The organism is Bordetella genomosp. 13, from assembly GCF_007679965.1.
GTDB lineage: Bacteria > Pseudomonadota > Gammaproteobacteria > Burkholderiales > Burkholderiaceae_B > Bordetella.
Map to the genome: position 1 here is coordinate 397,384 of NZ_VEHL01000002.1, position 19,182 is coordinate 416,565.

14 protein-coding genes are annotated in these 19,182 nt (G+C 69.2%); 5 read left to right on the forward strand and 9 right to left on the reverse strand.

What is annotated here, in order from left to right; genetic code table 11:
• Positions 1–25: 25 nt before the first annotated feature.
• Together FS845_RS07715 and FS845_RS07720 are read right to left on the reverse strand one after the other, a co-directional pair.
• On the reverse strand, positions 26–448 hold the full coding sequence (locus tag FS845_RS07715; RefSeq protein WP_144632269.1) for a CopD family protein: 423 nt from the start codon (positions 446–448) through the stop codon (positions 26–28).
• Complete coding sequence (locus FS845_RS07720) at positions 445–783, reverse strand: DUF3817 domain-containing protein (protein WP_260986204.1); 339 nt, start codon at positions 781–783, stop codon at positions 445–447. The genes FS845_RS07715 and FS845_RS07720 overlap by 4 nt, the downstream gene beginning before the upstream one ends.
• A gap of 144 nt (positions 784–927) precedes the next feature.
• Between FS845_RS07720 and FS845_RS07725 the strand changes: the two genes are divergently transcribed.
• The gene (locus tag FS845_RS07725) at positions 928–1,908 is read left to right on the forward strand and encodes a GlxA family transcriptional regulator (RefSeq protein WP_144632276.1); all 981 of its coding nucleotides are present in this window, start codon (positions 928–930) and stop codon (positions 1,906–1,908) included.
• On the opposite strand, the gene FS845_RS07730 is transcribed toward FS845_RS07725, so the two are convergent.
• From FS845_RS07730 to FS845_RS07745, 4 genes are all read right to left on the reverse strand, one after another.
• Complete coding sequence (locus FS845_RS07730) at positions 1,905–2,594, reverse strand: 2'-5' RNA ligase family protein (RefSeq protein WP_144632279.1); 690 nt, start codon at positions 2,592–2,594, stop codon at positions 1,905–1,907. The genes FS845_RS07725 and FS845_RS07730 overlap by 4 nt on opposite strands.
• Before the next feature lie 237 nt (positions 2,595–2,831).
• Positions 2,832–4,355: an efflux transporter outer membrane subunit gene (locus FS845_RS07735; RefSeq protein WP_144632282.1), complete on the reverse strand. Its 1,524-nt coding sequence runs from the start codon at positions 4,353–4,355 to the stop codon at positions 2,832–2,834.
• A 10-nt stretch (positions 4,356–4,365) separates the two neighbouring features.
• Positions 4,366–7,554: an efflux RND transporter permease subunit gene (locus FS845_RS07740; RefSeq protein WP_144632285.1), complete on the reverse strand. Its 3,189-nt coding sequence runs from the start codon at positions 7,552–7,554 to the stop codon at positions 4,366–4,368.
• Positions 7,555–7,581: 27 nt separating this feature from the next.
• On the reverse strand, positions 7,582–8,778 hold the full coding sequence (locus FS845_RS07745) for an efflux RND transporter periplasmic adaptor subunit (RefSeq protein ID WP_144632288.1): 1,197 nt from the start codon (positions 8,776–8,778) through the stop codon (positions 7,582–7,584).
• A 234-nt stretch (positions 8,779–9,012) separates the two neighbouring features.
• Here FS845_RS07745 and FS845_RS07750 point away from each other — a divergent pair, with 234 nt between their 5' ends.
• From FS845_RS07750 to FS845_RS07760, 3 genes are all read left to right on the forward strand, one after another.
• Positions 9,013–10,041, forward strand: coding sequence for a LysR family transcriptional regulator (locus FS845_RS07750; RefSeq protein ID WP_144632291.1), 1,029 nt, complete (start codon positions 9,013–9,015; stop codon positions 10,039–10,041).
• A 175-nt stretch (positions 10,042–10,216) separates the two neighbouring features.
• On the forward strand, positions 10,217–11,317 hold the full coding sequence (locus FS845_RS07755) for an AI-2E family transporter (RefSeq protein ID WP_144632294.1): 1,101 nt from the start codon (positions 10,217–10,219) through the stop codon (positions 11,315–11,317).
• A gap of 105 nt (positions 11,318–11,422) precedes the next feature.
• Positions 11,423–12,187 (forward strand): phytanoyl-CoA dioxygenase family protein, encoded by a 765-nt coding sequence (locus tag FS845_RS07760; protein WP_144632297.1) that lies wholly within the window; start codon positions 11,423–11,425, stop codon positions 12,185–12,187.
• A 136-nt stretch (positions 12,188–12,323) separates the two neighbouring features.
• Here FS845_RS07760 and FS845_RS07765 read toward each other — a convergent pair whose 3' ends face one another.
• The gene (locus FS845_RS07765; RefSeq protein ID WP_144632300.1) at positions 12,324–13,229 is read right to left on the reverse strand and encodes a LysR family transcriptional regulator; all 906 of its coding nucleotides are present in this window, start codon (positions 13,227–13,229) and stop codon (positions 12,324–12,326) included.
• A 130-nt stretch (positions 13,230–13,359) separates the two neighbouring features.
• Between FS845_RS07765 and FS845_RS07770 the strand changes: the two genes are divergently transcribed.
• On the forward strand, positions 13,360–14,526 hold the full coding sequence (locus FS845_RS07770; RefSeq protein ID WP_144632303.1) for a mandelate racemase/muconate lactonizing enzyme family protein: 1,167 nt from the start codon (positions 13,360–13,362) through the stop codon (positions 14,524–14,526).
• A 16-nt stretch (positions 14,527–14,542) separates the two neighbouring features.
• Here the strand turns inward: FS845_RS07770 and FS845_RS07775 are convergent, their stop codons facing one another.
• Both FS845_RS07775 and FS845_RS07780 read right to left on the reverse strand, forming a co-directional pair.
• On the reverse strand, positions 14,543–16,687 hold the full coding sequence (locus FS845_RS07775; protein ID WP_144632306.1) for a TonB-dependent siderophore receptor: 2,145 nt from the start codon (positions 16,685–16,687) through the stop codon (positions 14,543–14,545).
• A gap of 38 nt (positions 16,688–16,725) precedes the next feature.
• A complete protein-coding gene (locus FS845_RS07780) occupies positions 16,726–19,134 on the reverse strand; it encodes a TonB-dependent siderophore receptor (RefSeq protein WP_260986205.1) in 2,409 nt (802 codons plus the stop codon).
• Between the last annotated feature and the right edge of the window lie 48 nt (positions 19,135–19,182).

Genomic DNA, 19,182 nt, shown 5'->3' on the forward strand with positions numbered 1-19,182 from the left:
CGCCTTTCGCCCGGCGGCCGGCGAGTCAGAAAGGCTTGGCCGTCGCCAGGATGCCGACGACTGCCAGGAGAACCACCATCGACGGCGCAGCCATGCTCCAAGGGGCAGCGGGCTCGCCGTCCTGGCCGGCGCGGCGCAGGCGGCCCGACTGCACGCCGTGCAGGGCGGACAGCACGATCACCAGCACTGCCTTCAAAGGCAGCCACACGCTGCCGGACCAGTAGCCCGAACCGGCCAGCGCGACGCCCAGCGCCCATACCAGCAGCATGGCGGGCGTCGTGACACGGCGATCCCACCGCCGCATCGCGGGGGCATGGGCCCGCAGCACGCTGGCCTGGCCGCGCATCACGCGCAGGAACACCGCCACGGCCAGCACGCCGCCCGCGAAGACCAGCGCGGCGGCCACGTGCAGGGCCTTCATCCACGGATAGAGCATCGCGAGACTCATGCCGCGCGCTCCATGCGCAGGGCCGTGATCCTGCGCGCCAGGAAGCTGGCGTTGACGAAGCCGCCGAACGGCACGATGGCCAGCAGCAGCAGGCGCAGCACGTCGGGCCGGCTCCAGGCCGCGCCGGCCACCGTCTGCACGAGCACCCACAGATAGGCCAGGAAGGCCAGGCCATGCAGCGGGCCCAGCGCCTGTACGCCGTAGGGCCAGCCGCCCAGGTGCTTCAGCGGCACCGCGAGGAAGACCAGCAACAGCAGGGTCGTGCCTTCCAGCACGGAAAACAGCTCCAGCCGACGCAATTGCGCCAGTTCGGCTTCGCGGGTGGACGGGGTCACGCGGCGTCTCCTTCGGACCGGGGATGGGTATTTATAGCGGCCCGCGCAGGCCTCGCGTGAGTGGCAGAAATGACGAAAACCCATCATTTCCTGCCAACCCGCATTGGTAGAATTCCGATCGGATATCCCGTGCTGGAGCCCCGCATGCGCACCGTTGCCGTTCTCGTCCTGCCTGATTTCGTTCCCTACGACATGGGCATCGCATGCGACGTGTTCTCGCGCGTGCGGCTGCAAGGCGGCCGGTGCGCCTACCGCGTCCTGGCCTGCTCGCAGACCGCCAAGGTGCACGCGGCGCCCTTCGACATCCACGTGCCCTGGCGGCTCGACCAGGTCGTGCAGGCGGACATGGTGATCGTGCCGGGCATCGAAGATCCCTTCCGGCCCATTCCGCCCGCCGTGGTGAAGGCGCTGCGGGCGGCGCGGCAGCGCGGCGCGCTGATCGCCTCGATCTGCACGGGCGCTTTCGTGCTGGCCGCGGCGGGCCTGCTGGATGGCCGCCGCGCGACCACGCATTGGGCGGCGGCCAGCGAACTGGCCCGGCACTACCCGGCCATCGACGTCGATCCCGGCGTGCTGTTCGTGGATGACGGCGATATCGTCACGTCGGCCGGAGCGTCCGCCGGGCTGGACATGTGCCTGCACCTGGTGCGCCGCCATCACGGCCAGGCCGTCGCTTCGCAAGCGGCGCGGCTGGCCGTCGCGCCGCTGCATCGCGATGGCGGGCAGGCGCAGTTCATCCCGCAGTCCACGCCCGCGCCGGCCGCCGGCCTCGCGCCGCTGTTCGACTGGATGCTGGCCAACCTGGACCAGCGCATCGACGTGGCGGCCCTGGCGTCGCGCGCCTGCATGAGTCCGCGCACGTTTGCCCGGCGATTTCGCGAACAGACGGGAACGACCCCGATCCAGTGGCTGTTGAAGTCGCGGGTGCGCCGCGCCCAGGAGTTGCTGGAAACGACCGCGCTATCGATAGACCAGGTGGCCCGCGCGGCAGGCTTCGATTCCCCGGTGACCTTCCGCACGCGTTTCCAGAACCTCGTCGGGCTGACGCCCAGCGCCTACCGGCGCCGTTTCAGCGGGCCGGCCGGGGATGCGTCGAGCGATGCCTTGGCCGCATTGGCTGCCTAGGCGTCGGATTCGCCGCTGCGTGCCAGTACGCGGTATTGCGCCGTGCCCATGCTGGGTTCGGACGAGACCAGCACGTAATGCCGATAGGCCCACAGGACCGGTTCGGCGGGAGGCTCGGGCAGCGAGGCGCAATCGGCCTTGCGCAGCAGCGTGACGTGTGGGCGGAAGGGCCGGGCTTCGCGCTGCCAGCCGAGCGCCTGCAGGGCCGTCCACAGGCGATCGTTCAGCGTGTGCATGGCGTGGATGCCGGGAGATGGCGTGTCGTGCGTGGCCACGCCGGCCGTATCCACGTCGGCCGTATCCACGTCGGCCGTATCCACGTCGGCCGTATCCACGCCGGACGTCTCCACGCGCGGCCGGTCCCCGCCGGACACCGCCGCGTCGGGACACGCATGCACGATCCCCTGCCTGGGAAACGTGCCGTAGCGCGACAGCAGGAGTTCCCCCGGTTCGATGCGGTCCTGCCGCGTATGCGCGATCAGGGTCTCGGCCTGCGCGCGCGTGGCCTCTCCCAGGAAGGCCAGCGTCAGGTGCAGCGTGTCGGGCCGCATCGGCCGGCCGCCGCAATGCGCGTGGGCGCGTTGCTGCCAGGGCGCCAGGGCATCCCGCGCGCGGCCTTCGGGCCATAGCGCGAAGAAAATCCGCAGCGTATCGCGCGGGTCGGGGCGGGAGGTGGAAACCGTCATGGCCCCAGCTTAACCGGCTAGGCGAGGAAGGGGCAGGAACGAGGCGCGCGGCGCGGCGTCATGCCGGGCAATCGCAACTCTTGAGCGCCATCCACTGACACCATCCACGGGCGCCCCCTTCCGCGAACGCCACCCGCAACGCACCCACGGTCGCTGGCCACAAAGGACAAGGGCCGGCACGATCTCCGTGCCGGCCCTCCGAAACCGCCGCGTGTCGCGGCGATCAGGCAACGACGCCTACTGCGCCGCCACCTGTTGCGCCGGCGCGTCCTGCTGCGCGCGCGGCGCCATATCCGGCAACGGCGTATCCCAGCCGCCGCCCAGCGCGCGGATCAGGTTCACGGTGGAGCGCGCGCGCTCGCCGTTCAACTGCACCGAGGCGCGCTGCTGCACCAGCACCGTGCGGTCGGCCTCGATCACGTCCAGGTAGCTGATCGAGCCTTCGCGGTATTGCGTCTGCGACAGCGAGGCGGCGCGGGTCGAGGCCTGCAACGCGGCCTCCTGCGCCTCGGTCTGGCCACGCAGCAGGCGCAGGTTGGACAGGTTGTCCTCGACTTCGCGGAAGGCGGTCAGCACCGTCTGGCGGTAGTTGGCCACGTCTTCCTCGTACACCGCGCGGGCGCGGTCCACGCCGGCCTGGCGGCGGCCGCCGTCGAAGATCGGGATCGACAGCGCCGTGCCCACCAGCGGGCCCAGCAGGAACGTGCGGCTGGACCACTGGAACAGGTTGCCCAGTTCCGAGGACTCGAAGCCGCCCGCCGCGGTGATGTCCAGGCGCGGGAAGAACGCGGCCTTCGCCACGCCGACGCGCGCATTGGCGGCGGCCATGGCGCGCTCGGCCGCGGCGATGTCGGGACGGCGTTCCAGCAGCGTGGAGGGCAGGCCGGCCGGCACGTCGATGGCCACGCGCGACAGGGGTTGCGCGGCCATGTCGAATTCGGACGGCGCCTTGCCCAGCAGCACCGCCAGGGCGTGCTCGGCGGCGGCGCGCTGGCGCTGCACGCCGGCGGCCTCGGCGCGTGCCGACTCCAGTTCGGCGCGCGAACGGGCCAGGTCCAGTTCGCCGATGTCGCCGGCGTCGTAGCGCTGCTGGATCAGCTTCAGCGAGGCGCCGCGCAAGTCCACCGTCTGGCGGTAGATCTGCAGTTCGGCATCCAGCTGGCGCACCTGGAAATAGCCCGTGGCCACGTCGGCCTGCAGGGCCAGCAGCACCGAACGGTACAGCGCCGCGCTCTGCTGCGCGTCGGCATTGGCGGCCTCCACGCCGGACGAGACACGGCCGAACAGGTCGACCTCGTACGAGACCGATGCCTGGGCACGCCACAGCGTGGTGGAGCTGGCCGGACCGTCGTCGCGCAGGCCCTGCGAGGCTGGCGAGGCGCGCTGGCGCGACGGGCCGATGCCCGCGTCCAGGTTCGGGTACTGGTCGGAACGCGCGTCGCGCAGCAGGGCGCGGGCCTGCGACAGCCGGGCGGCGGCGGCCTGCAGCGTCTGGTTGGCCTGCAGGGCCTGCGCCTGCAGCGCGTCCAGCGTCGGATCGTTGAAGACCTTCCACCAGTCGCCGCGCAGGGCGTCCTCGGACGGCTTGGCGGCCTGCCAGTTACCGGCCTCGTGGCCGGCGAGGTCGTTGGCGGGCGCCGCTTCCTTGAAGGCCGTCGGGGTCGAGACCTCGGGCCGGTGGTACTCGGGGCCCACCGCGCAGCCCGCCAGCGTCAGCAGCAGGAACAGCAGGGCGGAGCCGCGTTTGATGGTATGCGTCATGGCTGGCTCCTCAGTCGGCTTCGGCAGTGTGGTGATGCGAGATCGTCGGCGCGGTGTGGTGGCCGGCGCTGTGCAGCGGGCGCTTGCCCAGCTTGCGCAGCAGCACGTAGAACACCGGCGTCAGGAACAGGCCGAACAGCGTCACGCCCAGCATGCCGAAGAACACGGCGATACCCATGGCCTGGCGCATTTCCGCGCCCGCTCCGGTGGACAGCACCAGCGGCACCACGCCCATGATGAACGCGATGGACGTCATCAGGATGGGACGCAGGCGCAGGCGGCTGGCCTCGATGGCGGCCTGCAGCGGCGTGCTTCCGCCCATTTCCAGTTCGCGGGCGAACTCCACGATCAGGATGGCGTTCTTCGCGGACAGCCCCACCAGCACCATCAGGCCGATCTGCGTGAAGATGTTGTTGTCGCCACCGGTGAAGTAGACCCCGCTCAGGGCGGCCAGGATGCTCATCGGCACGATCAGGATGACCGCCAGCGGCAGCGTCAGGCTTTCGTACAGCGCGGCCAGCACCAGGAACACCAGCAGCACGCTGATCGGGAACACCCACAGGCCCGCGTTGCCGGCCAGCATCTGCTGGTAGGCAAGGTCGGTCCACTCGACCTGGAAGCCGCGCGGCAGCGTTTCCGCGGCGATGCGCGCGGCCGCTTCCTGCGCCTGGTTGGTCGAGAAGCCCGGTCCGGGGCCGCCGTTGATGTCTGCGGCGGTGTAGCCGTTGTAGCGCACCACCATCTCGGGGCCGAAGCTCTGCTTGACCGTGACCAGCGACGACAGCGGCACCATGTCGCCCGAGGCGTTGCGGGTCTTCAGTTGCAGAATGTCCTCGGGGTGGGCGCGGAACTGCGCGTCGGCCTGGGCCCGCACCTGGAACACGCGGCCGAAGCGGTTGAAGTCGTTCACGTACACCGAACCCAGGTAGACCTGCATGGTGTCGAACACCTCGGTCACCGGCACGCCCAGCTGGCGGGCCTTCACGCGGTCCAGGTCGACGTCCAGCTGCGGCACGGCGATCTGGTAGTTCGAGAAGGTCGGGCCCAGTTCGGGCGTCTGCGCGGCCTTGGCCACGAAGGCCTGGGTGGCGCGGTCCAGCGCCTCGTAGCCCTGCGCGCCGCGGTCCTCGATCTGCAGCTTGAAGCCGCCCAGCGTGCCCAGGCCCAGGATGGGCGGGGGCGGGAAGACCGCGACCGTCGAGTCCTTGATCGAGGCGAACTGCTGGTTCAGGGCGCCCGCGATGGCGTTGCCCGACAGGTCGGAGGTGGTGCGCTTGTCGAAGTCGTCCAGCGTGACGAACACGATGCCGGCGCTCGAGCTGTTGGTAAAGCCGTTGATCGACAGGCCCGGGAAGGCGATGGCGCTCTTCACGCCAGGCTGCTTCAGGGCGATGTCGCTCATGCGGCGGATCACGTCTTCGGTGCGGTCCAGCGAGGCGCCGTTGGGCAGCTGCGCGAAGCCGATCAGGTACTGCTTGTCCTGCGCCGGAATGAAGCCGCCCGGCAGGATGTTGCCGATCAGCACGGTCAGTCCCAGCAGCACGGCGTACACCAGCATCGAGCCGCCCTTGCGCTTGACCACGCCGCTCACGCCGGTGGCGTAGCGGTCGGACGCGCGATTGAACGTGCGGTTGAACCAGTTGAAGAACGGCCCGAAAAGACGGTTCATCACGCGGGTCAGCGCGTCGGGCTTGTCGTGGTGGCCCTTGAGCAGCATTGCCGACAGGGCGGGCGACAGCGTCAGCGAGTTGAAGGCCGAGATCACCGTCGAGATGGCGATGGTCATGGCGAACTGCTTGTAGAACTGGCCGGTCAGGCCCGTCATGAAGGCCAGCGGCACGAACACGGCGCACAGCGTCAGCGCGATGGCGATGATGGGCCCGCTGACTTCCTGCATGGCCTTGTAGGTGGCGTCGCGTGGCGACAGCCCCTCGCTGATGTTGCGCTCGACGTTCTCGACCACCACGATGGCGTCGTCCACCACGATGCCGATGGCCAGCACCATGCCGAACAGCGACAGCGCGTTGATCGAGTAGCCGAACATCAGCAGCAGCCCGAAGGTGCCGATGATGGACACCGGCACGGCCAGCAGCGGGATGACGGACGCGCGCCAGGTCTGCAGGAAGATGATCACCACCAGCACCACCAGCGCGATGGCTTCAAGCAGCGTGTGCACCACGGCCTCGATACTGGAACGCACGAACTGCGTGGGGTCGTACTCGATGCGGTATTCGACCGAGGGCGGGAAGTCCTTGGCCATCTCGGCCATGGCGGCGCGCACCTGGCTGGACACTTCCAGCGCGTTGGAGCCGGGCGACTGCATGATGCCCATGCCCACCGCGGGTTTGTTGTCCAGCAGCGAGCGCAGCGCGTATTCCTGCGAGTCGAGCTCGACGCGGGCCACGTCGCGCAGGTGCGTGACGGCGCCGTCGGACGAGGTCTTCAGGATGATGTCGCTGAACTCCTCCGCGCTTTGCAGGCGGCCGCGTGCATTCACCGAGAACTGCATGGGCACGTCGTTGGGCGAGGCGCCGATGGTGCCGGCCGCGACCTGCACGTTCTGCTCGCGGATGGCGTTGACCACTTCCATGGCCGTCATGCCGCGCTGCGCGACCTTCTGCGGATCGAGCCACACGCGCATGGAATAGTCGCCCGCGCCCCACACCGTGACTTCGCCGATGCCGGTGATGCGCGACAGGCGGTCCTTCACGTTGATGACCGCGTAGTTGCGCAGGTAGGTGGCGTCATAGCGGTCGTCGGGCGAGATCAGGTGCACCACCAGCGTCAGCGTGGGCGAGCTCTTGACCGTGGTCACGCCCAGGCGCTGCACGTCGGGCGGCAGGCGCGGCAGCGCCTGCGAGACGCGGTTCTGCACCAGTTGCTGCGCCTTGTCCGCGTCCACGCCGAGCTTGAAGTAGACCGTCAGCGTCAGGTTGCCGTCGCTGTTGGCCTGCGACTGCATGTACATCATGTCCTCGACGCCGTTGATCTGCTGTTCCAGCGGCGAGGCGACGGTTTCGGCGATCACCTTGGGGTTGGCGCCGGGATACTGCGCCCGCACGACGACGGACGGGGGCACGACTTCCGGGTACTCGGAGATGGGCAGCTGGAACATGGCCAGCAGGCCACCCAGCAGCACCAGCACCGACAGCACGCCCGCGAAGATGGGCCGGTCGATGAAGAATTTGGAGATATTCATTGTTGTGTCTTCCGAACAGTCGGTGCCTTACTTCAGGCTGGCCGATGCGGTCTTGACGGCGTCCGGCGCGGTGTCCATGGACACCATGTTGGGCGCGACCAGGTCGCCGGGGCGCACGCGCTGCAGGCCATTGACGACGATGCGCTCGCCGGCCTTCAGGCCGGACTCGACCACGCGCAGCGGGCCGACGTTGGCGCCCAGTTTTACTTCGCGGTAATTGGCGTGGTTGTCGTCGCCGACCACCAGCACGAAACGCTTGCTCTGGTCCGTGCCGATGGCGCGTTCGTCGATCAGCACGGCCTGGTACGGGGCGCTGCCGCCCAGGCGGACGCGGGCGTACAGGCCGGGCAGCAGGCTGCCGTCCTTGTTGTCGAACACGGCGCGCACGCGGATCGTGCCCGAGGTCGGATCCAGGCGGTTGTCGACCGACTGCACCGTGCCTTCGCGCGAGTAGCCGTCCTCGTTGGCCAGGCCCAGCTGCACCGGCACGGAAGCGCCCGTGCCGCGGCTGGGATTCACGTAGCGCAGGAAGGTCTGCTCGTCCACGTCGAACGACGCATACAGCTGGGCGACCGACACCAGGGTGGTCAGCGGCACCGACTGGGCGCCGGCCGACACGACGTTGCCGACGGTGACCTCGGCGCGCGACAGGCGACCGTCCACCGGGGCCGCGATGCGGGTGTAGCCCAGGTTGATCTTGGCGGTGTCGAGGGCCGCCTGGGCGGCCTGCAGGTTGGCGGCGGCTTCGCGGGCGGCGTTTTCCTTCTCTTCGAAGTCGCGGCGGGCGATGGCGTTCTCGCCCATCAGGCGCTTGCCGCGCGCCAGGTCGGACGCGGTATACGAGACCCGGGCACGGGCGGCGGACAGCTGGGCGGCGGCGCGGTCGACCTCGGCCGCATACGGACGCGGATCGATGGTGAACAGCACGTCGCCCTTCTTGACCAGCGCGCCGTCCTTGAAGTGGACCTGCGTGAGGGTGCCGGAGACCAGCGGGCGGATGTCGACGCGGTCGATGGCTTCCAGGCGGCCGGAATAGCGCTGCCAGTCGACGATGGGGCGGGTGAAGGCCGGGGCGACGTCGACCGCCGCGCCGGCGGGCGGGGCGGACTGGGCCTGTGCGGTACCCGTCCCGGTGGAGGGGCCGAATACTGCGTAGCCGCCGCCGGCGGCGGCCAGCGCGGTCGCCAAAGCAACCGCGGCAAAACGGGGACGAATAGCCGTCATGGCATTTCCTTGAGATCGATGGGGAGAAACCTGGCCCGGAGACTGGCGTGCTGCTGGGGGTGACGCCGCTGCTGCACTGCAACAGCCGGAACGGTTTCTTCTGGACGGTGAGATTCTGGTAGCTTTGTCGGCTTGGATAAACAGTGTTTTCATGGCAACACTAGTCGATCCGGCCGAACAATCTGGGATCTTTCCGGGTTATGCTGGCGTCACTCCTTCTTCCCGGACACACCCATGGATCGCTTCCAAGCCATGCAGGTCTTCGTGCGCGTCGTCGAGGCGAACAGCTTCACGCGCGCGGCCGATGGGCTGGCGCTGCCCCGCACCACGGTCACCACCATCATCCAGAACCTCGAACGCCACCTGGGCGTGCGCCTGCTGAACCGCACCACGCGCCGCATCAGCCTGACGCCCGACGGCGCTGCGTACTACAAGCACAGCACCCGCATCCTGGCCGAGGTCGAGGAGACCGAGGCGTGCCTGCAGGACGCCGCGTCGCGCCCGCAGGGACGGTTGCGGATCGACGTGCCGCCGTCCATCGGCAACCAGATCCTGATCCCCTCGCTGTGCGAGTTCCACACCAAGTACCCCGACGTCGAATTGGTCATCGGCCTGTCCGACCGCCGCGTCGACCTGGTGCAGGAGGCGGTCGACTGCGTCATCCGCGGCGGCCTGCTGGAAGACTCCAGCCTGGTGGCGCGCCGCATCGGCATCCTGCAGTCGGTCACCTGCGCCTCGCCTAGCTACCTGGCGCGCTACGGCATGCCGCACTCGCTGGAAGACCTGCAGCGCCACCAGGCGGTGCATTATTTCTGGGCGTCGGGCCGCAACTGCAACTGGGATTTCGTGGTCGACGGCAAGGAACAACAGGTCGACGTGGCGGGCGCGGTGTCGGTCAACGACTGGATGGCGCACCTGAAGTGCGGCGTGCAGGGCTTCGGGATGATCCAGACCGCGCGATTCATGGCGCTGCCGCACCTGCGCAGCGGCGAACTGGTCGAAGTGCTGCCGCAGTGGCGCCCCTCGGCCGTGCCGATCTCGCTGCTGTACCTGCAAAGCCGCCAGCTGTCGCCCAAGGTGCGCGCCTTCTCCGACTGGGTGGCCGGATTGTTCGCCGGCTGTCCGCTGCTGAACGGCGGCGACGAGAACGACCTGGACGGCACGGAATGCATGCGCCGTCCGCAGGCGCCCGAACTCACGCCCGCGGCCGTGCAGGCCGCGCGCCTGAACGCGCCGATGGATGCGCCCGAGTTCGTGATGTAGGTGTTTTCCCGGCCGCGCGCCCCGTCGCCGCCATCTGGCGGACGGGGCGTACGGCTGCGGGGCGCATTACGCCTGCCGCGGGCGTGCTGCGCGCGAGGGACGGAACTGCGGTGGGGCAGGTTATCAAAACTCGGTATATTCCGAAGTCCGGGCCGAACCTCCTCGAAAGTGGTCTATGCAGACAGTCCTTCCCGCTTCGCTGATCGCCCGCTGGCTGTTGCTGCTGGTGGTATTGGCAGGCTTGTACTTCCTCAGCGGTTTCCTTGTCCCCGTGCTGGCCGCACTGATCATCGGCCTGGCCACGTGGCCCGTCTACACGCGCCTGTTGCGCCGCTGCGGCGGCAGCACCCCGGTCGCGGCTACCATCGCCCTGCTGGTGGTGCTGCTGGTGCTGGTGGTGCCCATTTCCCTGGCGCTCAGCTATGCGGTGAAAGAGGCCAGCCACTTGTTCGCCTGGGCGCTCGAGGTCAACCGGCACGGCATGGCCGCGCCCAACTGGATCCTGGCATTGCCCATCGTGGGCGAACAATTGGCCGCCTACTGGCAGACCTACCTGGGCGCGCCGCATGCGCTGGGCGAGATGGTCCAGCTGATCAGCGGCGAGCACCTGGGCAACATCTACCGCATGGCGCTGTCGGCCACGGGCAACGTGTTCCAGCTGCTGCTGACCGTGCTGTTCATGCTGATCACGCTGTTCTTCGTCTACAAGGACGGCGGCCGCATGGTCTCCCAGCTGGACATCCTGGGAGAACGCATCCTGCCCGCGCGCTGGCAGCGCTTCTCGCGGGTGGTGCCGGCCACCGTCAGCTCCACCGTCACCGGCATGTGCCTGATCGCCCTGGGCGAGGGCGTGGTGCTGGGCATCGCGTACTGGATCGCCGGCGTGCCCTCGCCGGTGCTGCTGGGCGTCATCACCGGCTTCATGGCACTGATCCCGGGCGGCGCGCCCCTGTGCTTCACGCTGGTGTCGCTGTACCTCGTCGGATCCAATCACCTGGCGGCCGGCATCGCGCTGTTCGTCTGGGGCACGGTCGAGCTCTTCATCGTGGACAAGACCCTGCGCCCGCGCCTGGTGGGCGGCCCGGTCAAGCTGCCGTTCCTGCCGACCTTCTTCGGCCTGGTGGGCGGCGTCAAGACCATGGGCATCGTGGGCCTGTTCGTCGGCCCGGTGCTGATGGCGCTGCTGGTGGCCATCTGGCGCGAATGGGTGCGCAACGTCACCCAGGAACGCGACGAGGAGCGCCTGCGCATCGGGACGGACCGGCCCGCCGACTGAACGCCAGTCACAGGAGTATGCTTGCAAGAGGACACGATGTGTCCCAGCCGGTTTACAGGGGCCGTTCGCCTTTTCCGGCTCGCCAGCATGAGGAAGAACAGCAAGATGTCCGGGCCTACGGTTGCCGAACAGGTCGCCACCCTGCGCGAGCAGGGCTTTGTGGTGGCGCGCGGATTTGCCGCCGCCGATGAGTTGAAGGCCCTGCGCGACCTGTCGCAGCGCCAACTGGAACAGGCGGCCGCGCCTGTCGAATACGAGGCCGACCTTCGGTATCCCGGCGCGCCGGCCTCGCGCCACGCCGAGGGGGGCCACACCGTGCGGCGCCTGCTGGACGCCTACGGCCGCGATCCTCTCTATCGCCAATGGGCCACCTCGCCCCGCATCGCCGACTGGCTGCGCGCCTGCTTCGGGCAAACGCCGGTGCTGTCCACCACGCACCACAACTGCGTGATGACCAAGCATCCCCGCTACGGCAGCCTGACCGGCTGGCACCAGGACATCCGCTATTGGTCGTTCAGCGCCGAGAACCTGGTGTCGACCTGGCTGGCGCTGGGCCACGAGCAGGCCGACAATGGCGGACTGTTCTTCCTGCCGGGCTCGCACAGCGCGGCGTTCCAGCCCTCGCAATTCGATGGCGCCAAGTTCTTCCTGCAGAACCTGCCCGAGAACCAGCCTTGGATCGAGCGCGCCGTCTGCCCCGAGCTGGAGCCGGGCGACGTGGTGTTCTTCCATTGCCGCACGCTGCATGCGGCGCGCGGCAATGCCAGCGACCGGGTGAAGCTGTCGCTGGTGCATACGTACTACCCCAGCGATACGCAGCCCGTGCCGGGCACGCGGTCGTCGTCCAGGGTGGACGTGCCGCTGGGTTGAGCCCGGCGGCGCGGGGTCAGTCCGCGGGCTGCAGGAGGGGCGCTTCCCGCAGCTTCCGCGCGCCGGATTTCAGCGCGTGCGCCCGGAGCACCGGCTCCCGGAGCACCGGCTCGGCCGTTCGGCCGCGGTGCATCCGTCACGCCGGTCCTCCCGCCGCCGCCCAGAACGCCTCCGCCGTCGCCGTGTCCGGCGCCGCGCGCCGATACAGCCGGATTTCCAGCGGAATCCACGTGCCCTCGGGCCCGGCCGGCACGAGCCGTCCCTGGTCCAGTTCGTCCTCGATCAGGCTGCGCGGCAGCCACGCCACCCCGCGCCCATCCAGCGCCATGCTTTTCAACACTGTCGCCAGGTGCGCGGTGAACACCGGCTTGCCCCCCGCCAGGTCCAGTGCATCCGCGCACAAGGTCCGCACCAGCCGCCCCAATCCCGATTCCGCGCTGTACGCCAATATCGGCACCGGCCCGCCACGCTTTCCCGCCGCCAGGTTCCAGCGCGCCCGGCCCGCGCGTCCCGGCACGCATACCGGCATCAGCACGTCCGCGCCGACCTGCACCGACGGATAATCCTGAGGCGGCAGGCGTCCCGGCGCGTCCGCATGCGCATGGCTCAGCAGGAACTGCACGCGCCCGTTCTGCATCCAGCCCTCGCATTGCTGCAGCACGTCCGAAGCCAGCTGGATCGGGCCCACCGGCGTGCGCGATTCCAGGCTGCGCAGCCATTGCGGCAGGAAATGCAGCGACAGCGCGTGCGTGGCCGCGAAGCGCAGCGTGGCCGAGGTGGCGGCATCCACGGCGCGCGCCTCGTCCGGCACGCGCTCCACGCGCGCCAGGATCTCGCGCGCCACGTTGCGGAACCACGCGCCGGTCTCGGTCAGGGTGGCGGGATGCGTGCCGCGGTCCACCAGCACCACGCCCAGCCAGTCCTCCAGCGCGCGGATGCGCCGGCTGAAGGCGGGCTGGGTCATGTGGCGCGCCTCGGCGGCGCGCGAGAAACTGCCGGTGGCCGCCAGGGCCAGAAAGTCTTCCAGCCAGGAAAGATTCATGGTCTATGCGCGCAAAGCATGGAAGTAGAGAAAAGCGGCATTGGCCGCGGGCCCGCCGATCGGCCACTATACACATCCGTGCCCCAAGCAGAGGGCGTCCGCCCATCTCCAGGAAACCAGGACCCGCGCCATGAAAATCGTCGACATCGTCGAATCCACCCGTCCCATCAAGTCCAACATCCGCAACGCGTACATCGACTTCTCCAAGATGACGCTCAGCCTGGTCGGCGTGGTGACCGACGTGGTGCGCGACGGCAAGCCGGTGATCGGCTACGGCTTCAACTCCAACGGCCGCTACGGCCAGGGTGCGCTGATCCGCGAACGCTTCCGCCCGCGCGTGCTGGAAGCCGCGCCGGACAGCCTGCTGGACGGCACCGGCAACAACCTGGATCCGCACAGGATCTGGGACACCATGATGATGAACGAGAAGCCCGGCGGCCACGGCGAGCGCTCGGTGGCCGTGGGCACCATCGACATGGCCGTGTGGGACGCCGTGGCCAAGATCGAGAACAAGCCGCTGTACCAGCTGCTGGCCGAGCGCTACGGCGACGGCAAGCCCAACCGCGACGTGTTCGTCTACGCCGCTGGCGGTTACTACTGGCCGGGGCAGGGCATCGAAGGCCTGCAGCGCGAGATGCAGAGCTACCTGGACCGCGGCTATTCCGTGGTGAAGAAGAAGATCGGCGGCGCGTCGCTGGCGGAGGACTGCAAGCGCATCGAGGCCGTGCTGAAGCTGCTGGGCCCGGGCCAGCGCCTGTGCGTGGACGCCAACGGCCGCTTCGACCTGAAGACCGCCATCGCCTATGCGCGCGAGCTGTCCCAGTACGACCTCTTCTGGTACGAAGAGGCCGGCGATCCGCTGGACTTCGAACTGCAGGCCGAACTGGCCAACCACTACGACAAACCCATGGCCACGGGCGAGAACCTGTTCTCGATGCAGGACGCGCGCAACCTGATCCGCTACGGCGGCATGCGCCCCGACCGCGACTGGCTGCAGTTCGACTGCGCGCTCAGCTACGGGCTGGTCGAATACCTGCGCACGCTGGACATGCTGAAGGAGAACGGCTGGTCGCCGTCGCGCTGCGTGCCGCACGGCGGCCACCAGATGTCGCTGGCCATCGCGGCCGGCCTGGGGCTGGGCGGCAACGAGTCCTATCCCGACCTGTTCCAGCCCTACGGCGGCTTCCCGGACGGCGTGAAGGTCGAGAACAGCATCGTGCGCCTGCCCGAACTGCCCGGCATCGGCTTCGAGGGCAAGGCCGACCTGTACGCAGAGATGCGCGCACTGACGAACTAGCCGGCCCCGCCTCGCGCTACCAGCGGTAGGCCACCGTGCCTACCACCGAGCGCTCCAGGCCGTAGCGGCAATTGAGCGTGTTGTTGCGGCACACGATGGTCGTCTTGTCGAACACGTTGTTGGCGTTCACCGCGAAGCGCCACGGCCCGGTGTCATAGTGGATGGCGGCATCGACCATCACCGACGAGCCATTCTCCAGCGTGTTGGCCACGTTCGCGTAGGTCTTGCCCACGTAGCGTATGCCCGCGCCCATGCCCAGGCCGGCCAGCGTGCTGGCGGGCAGCGTGTAGTCCAGCCACGCCGATGCCATGTGGCGGGGCGTCACGATGGGCGCGTGGCCCAGCTCGACCGGATTGTTGCTGCGCGTGACCTCGACGTCGTTGTACGTATACGAGGCCAGCAGGAACAGGCCGCGCGCCAGCTCCGCCTTGCCTTCCAGCTCGACGCCGCGCGAGCGGATCTCCCCCGTCTGCACGCTGAAGGCCAGGTCCGTCGGATCGGGCGTCAGCACGTTGCGCTGGCGCAGGTCGAACAGCGAGATGGCCGCCAGGCTGCGGCTGCCCGGCGGCTGGTACTTCAGGCCGATTTCGTACTGTTCGCCCTTGGTCGGCACGAACGGCGAGCCGCTCTTGGACGTGCCGGATTGCGGCAGGAACGACGTGGAATAACTGGCGTACGGCGTCAGGCCGTTGCCGAACAGATAGGCCACGCCCGCGCGGCCCGTGAAGGCGTCGTCCTGCGTGCGCGTGGTCTGTCCGGCCAGGTAGTCCTGGCGCGTGGCCCGCGCCCAGTCCTGGCGGCCGCCCAGCGTCAGCATCCATCTGTCCAGCTTGATCTGGTCCTGCAGGTACAGGCCCATCTGCCGGTTGATCTCCTTCTGGTCGATGATGGTGCCCGCCGCGGTCGGATACGGGATGTCCAGGCCGTAGCGCGGATCGGCCAGGTCCAGGTTGGGTGCAAGGCCTTGCCGGTAGCGCTGCTGCCCGTTCTGGAAGCGGTAGTCCAGGCCGGCCAGCAAGGTGTGCTGCGTGGGGCCGGCGGCGAATTTCCATTCGGCCTGGTTGTCCGCGACGACGCCGTCGGCATGCTCTTTCGATGCCAGCGCATAGCGGCGGATGGTGTGTCCGTCCGGCAGCATCGACAGGGAGTACAGGTCGCGCTGATCCAGGTCGCCGTATTGGTAGCGCGCGTTCTGGCGCACCGTGAAGCCGCTGTTGAAGCGACGTTCGAACAGGTACCCCACCGAGTAGGTCTTGCGGTCGTATTTGTTGAAGTCGTAGTCGCCCACCAGCGTGTGGAACGGATACACCGGGCGCGACTCGCCGTCGGTGCGGTCGTGCTGGTAGTGGGTCAGCAGCGTGAACGAGGTGTCGGCATCGGGCTGCCAGGTGAAGGCCGGCGCGATGTAGCCCAGGTCGTCCGGATAACGGTGGCTGGAGTCGTACTCGTCCTGCGTGCCGGCATCGCGCAGGATGCCGGTCAGGCGATACAGGTATTTGCCGCCGTCATCCAGCGGGCCGCCCACGTCGAAGGCTGCCTGGCGGCGCTCGAAGCTGCCCGCCTGCAATTGGATCTCGCCGAATGCATCGCGGGTGGGCCGCTTGGTGATGCGGTTGACCAGGCCGCCGGGCGCCACCTGGCCATACAGGACCGAGGACGGGCCGCGTATCACTTCCACGCGTTCCAGCGCGTAGGGGTCCATGCGCACGCGGATCTGGTCGTAGGGCAGCTGATTCAACCCATCGCGGTAGTCGCCGGTGATCTTGGCGTCGAACCCGCGCAGCACGATCCAATCGTTGCGCACTTCGGACCCGCCGAAATTGTTCACCTGCACACCGGGCACGTACTGGACGGCCTGGGCCACGGTCTGCGCGCCGCGGTCGCGCATCTCCTGCGCGCCGACCACGGACACCGATTGGGGAATCTCGCGCAAGGCTGTCGCCGACTTCGAGCCCGTGGTCGTTGCGCCGGCGGCGTAGCCTTGGACCGGGCCCGTGGCCGGGTCGGTAGCTGCGCCGGTGACGGTCACGGTGGGCAGGGTGGCCGGCGCGGTCTGCTCAGTCTGCGCCGCGGCGGGCTGGGCCTGCAAGGCGGCGAGCACGCTTGCGGCCAGCAGCGCGCGATAGGCGGGGGCGGGCGGGGGAAGGCGTCTGTGGTTCATCGTTCTTCTGGTGGGAGATGGCCTTGCGGCGGAAAGGGTCAGTAGCGGTACGTCAGCGTGGCGGAGACCGTGCGCGCCATGCCGTACCGGCAATTGAGGCGATCGGTACGACACACCACGGCGGCGGCGTCGAACAGGTTGGCGGCGTCGAGCGACAGGCGCCAGGCGCGCGTTTCATAGCGCAGGGCGGCATCGACCATGAACGCCGCGTCGTTCTTCATCGCGTTCGAGGCATCCACGTAGGTGGTGCCCAGGTAGCGCACGCCCGCGCCCGCGCTCCAGCCCTCGCCGGGCGCGCCCCACAGGCGGTGATCCAGCCACAGGGCCGCCATGTGGCGGGGCGTGACGACCGGCCGCTTGCCCTGTGCGGGGCCGTCGGCCGACAGGATGCGCACGTCGTTGTACGTATAGGCGGCGACCAGGTCCCAGGACGGATCCAGGCGGGCCCGGGCTTCCAGCTCCAGGCCTCGCGTGCGCATGCGGCCGGCCTGTACGTCGAAGCCCGCATGCGCGGGATCGGGGTCGGGGGTGAGCGCGCGCCGCTGGCGCAGGTCGAACACGGCCAGCGTGTACAGGTCCTGGCGGCCCGGCGGTTGGAACTTCAGTCCCGCCTCGGCCTGCGCCGCCCGGGCGGACGTGAAGGGCCGGCCGTCATATCCCGCCCCGGCCTGCGGCAGGAAGGCCGTGGCATAACCGAGGTACGGAGACAGGCCGGACTCGAAGGTGTACGTGGCGCCGACCCGGCCGGTGCCCACGCGTTCGGCCTGATGGGTGCGCGTGCCGGCCAATCGGTCCTGCGTGCGCAGGTCCGCCCGGTCATGCCGGATGCCTGCCGTGAACGTCCAAGGGCCGGCCTGCGCCTGGTCCTGCAGGTAGAGGCCCCATTGCCCGTCGACCTGTCGCAGATCCAGCACGCGCTGCTCCGGTCCTGGCGAGACGGTGGGCAGGCCGTAGCGGGGCGCCGCGAGGTCCAGCGACGGCGCCATCGCCTGGCGATACTGCTGGCTGCCGTCGACGCGGCGGAAATCGATACCGGCCACCACGGTGTGCAGCATGCCCGCGCTGGCCAGGCGGCCTTCGACCGAGCTGTCGACGGCGATGCCGTCGGCATGTTCGCGCGCGGCGAGCTGGTAGCGCGACAGCGTGCGGCCGTCGGCGCCCAGCGCCAGCGGATAGAGGTTGCGCAGCGTCAGGCGGCCCTGCTGGTAGCGCGCGTTCTGGCGCAGCGTCCAGCCTTCGGTCCATTGGTGCTCCAGCAGGTAGCCGGCGCTGTACACCTCACGCTCGTTGCGGTCGTAGCCGTAATCGCCCGTCAGCACGCGCGTGGGGTAATACGCGCGCGACTCGCCGTCATTGCGGTCGCGCTGGCCGTGCATCAACACGGTGATGGACGTGTCCGCGTCGCGCCACGTGTAAGCCGGCGCCACGTAGGTCAGGTCGTCGCGGTAGCGGTGGCGCGCGTCGTAGCGGTCCTGCGTGCCTGCCCGCCGGGCGGTGGCCGTCAGCCGGTAGTAGGCGTTGCCGAGCGATTCGTCGGGCGCGTCGTCCAGCGGGCCGCCGAGGTCCACGTAGCCCTGGCGCAGCCCGAACGATCCCGCCTGCAGGCCGGCCTCGGCCAGGGACTGCGCGGGCGGACGCTTGGTGATGCGGTTGACGATGCCGCCCGCGGCCGCCTGCCCGTACAGCGACGACACCGGTCCGCGCAGCACTTCGATGGCTTCCAGCGCATAGCTGGGTACGCGCGCGCGGATCTGGTCGTACGGCATCTGGCTCAGGCCGTCGCGGTAGTCGCCGGCCAGCTTGGCGTCGAAACCGCGCAGCACCAGCCAGTCGTTGCGGACTTCGTTGCCGCCGTAGTTGTTGATCTGCACGCCGGCGCTGTACTGCAGCGCCTGCGGCACCGAGCCGGGATTGCGCGCGCGCAGCGCCTGCGCGTCGATCGTCGAGACCGATTGCGCCAGGCCCTGCACCGGCGTGTCCGTCTTGGTCGCCCCGCGCACGGACGTCCATGGCGAGACGGCGGCCGGCGATCCGCCCCTGACGGCGATGGCGTCCAGCTCGACCAGCGAGACAATGGCGGCGCGCTCGATGCGGTAGCCGTCCTGCATGTCCGGCCGGGCCCGCAGACCGTGCACGCCCAGTACGGCCTCGAACGCGTCCTCGATGGAATGGCCGCCCTGCAGGCCGGCGCTGTGCAGGCCACGCGTCAGTGCCGGATCGAAATACAGCAGCACGCCAGCCTGGCTGGCGATCTGCTGCAATACCTGCACCAGCGGTCCGGCGGGCACCTGGTAGACGCGTTGCGGCGCGACGGCACCTGCCGACGCGGCCTGCGTCGGCATGGCGCCCAGCGGCGCGCCGAACGCGCAGGCCAGCGCCAGCCAGGTCCCGGGCAGGGCACGCCGCGGCCGGCGCAAGGCGCTTGCGAAGTCGATGGGGTAGGGCAATGTCGGTCCTCTTTCACATGAGAGGACACGCGAGAACCGGAATCCGGA

Bases quoted from the DNA above. Each gene is read 5' to 3' on its own strand.
- FS845_RS07755 (WP_144632294.1), top strand. From the start codon at position 10,217: ATGCAGACAGTCCTTCCCGCTTCGCTGATCGCCCGCTGGCTGTTGCTG.
- FS845_RS07750 (WP_144632291.1), top strand. From the start codon at position 9,013: ATGGATCGCTTCCAAGCCATGCAGGTCTTCGTGCGCGTCGTCGAGGCG.
- FS845_RS07735 (WP_144632282.1), bottom strand. From the start codon at position 4,355: ATGACGCATACCATCAAACGCGGCTCCGCCCTGCTGTTCCTGCTGCTG.
- FS845_RS07740 (WP_144632285.1), bottom strand. From the start codon at position 7,554: ATGAATATCTCCAAATTCTTCATCGACCGGCCCATCTTCGCGGGCGTG.
- FS845_RS07775 (WP_144632306.1), bottom strand. From the start codon at position 16,687: ATGAACCACAGACGCCTTCCCCCGCCCGCCCCCGCCTATCGCGCGCTG.
- FS845_RS07770 (WP_144632303.1), top strand. From the start codon at position 13,360: ATGAAAATCGTCGACATCGTCGAATCCACCCGTCCCATCAAGTCCAAC.
- FS845_RS07760 (WP_144632297.1), top strand. From the start codon at position 11,423: ATGTCCGGGCCTACGGTTGCCGAACAGGTCGCCACCCTGCGCGAGCAG.
- FS845_RS07715 (WP_144632269.1), bottom strand. From the start codon at position 448: ATGAGTCTCGCGATGCTCTATCCGTGGATGAAGGCCCTGCACGTGGCC.
- FS845_RS07745 (WP_144632288.1), bottom strand. From the start codon at position 8,778: ATGACGGCTATTCGTCCCCGTTTTGCCGCGGTTGCTTTGGCGACCGCG.
- FS845_RS07730 (WP_144632279.1), bottom strand. From the start codon at position 2,594: ATGACGGTTTCCACCTCCCGCCCCGACCCGCGCGATACGCTGCGGATT.
- FS845_RS07765 (WP_144632300.1), bottom strand. From the start codon at position 13,229: ATGAATCTTTCCTGGCTGGAAGACTTTCTGGCCCTGGCGGCCACCGGC.
- FS845_RS07725 (WP_144632276.1), top strand. From the start codon at position 928: ATGCGCACCGTTGCCGTTCTCGTCCTGCCTGATTTCGTTCCCTACGAC.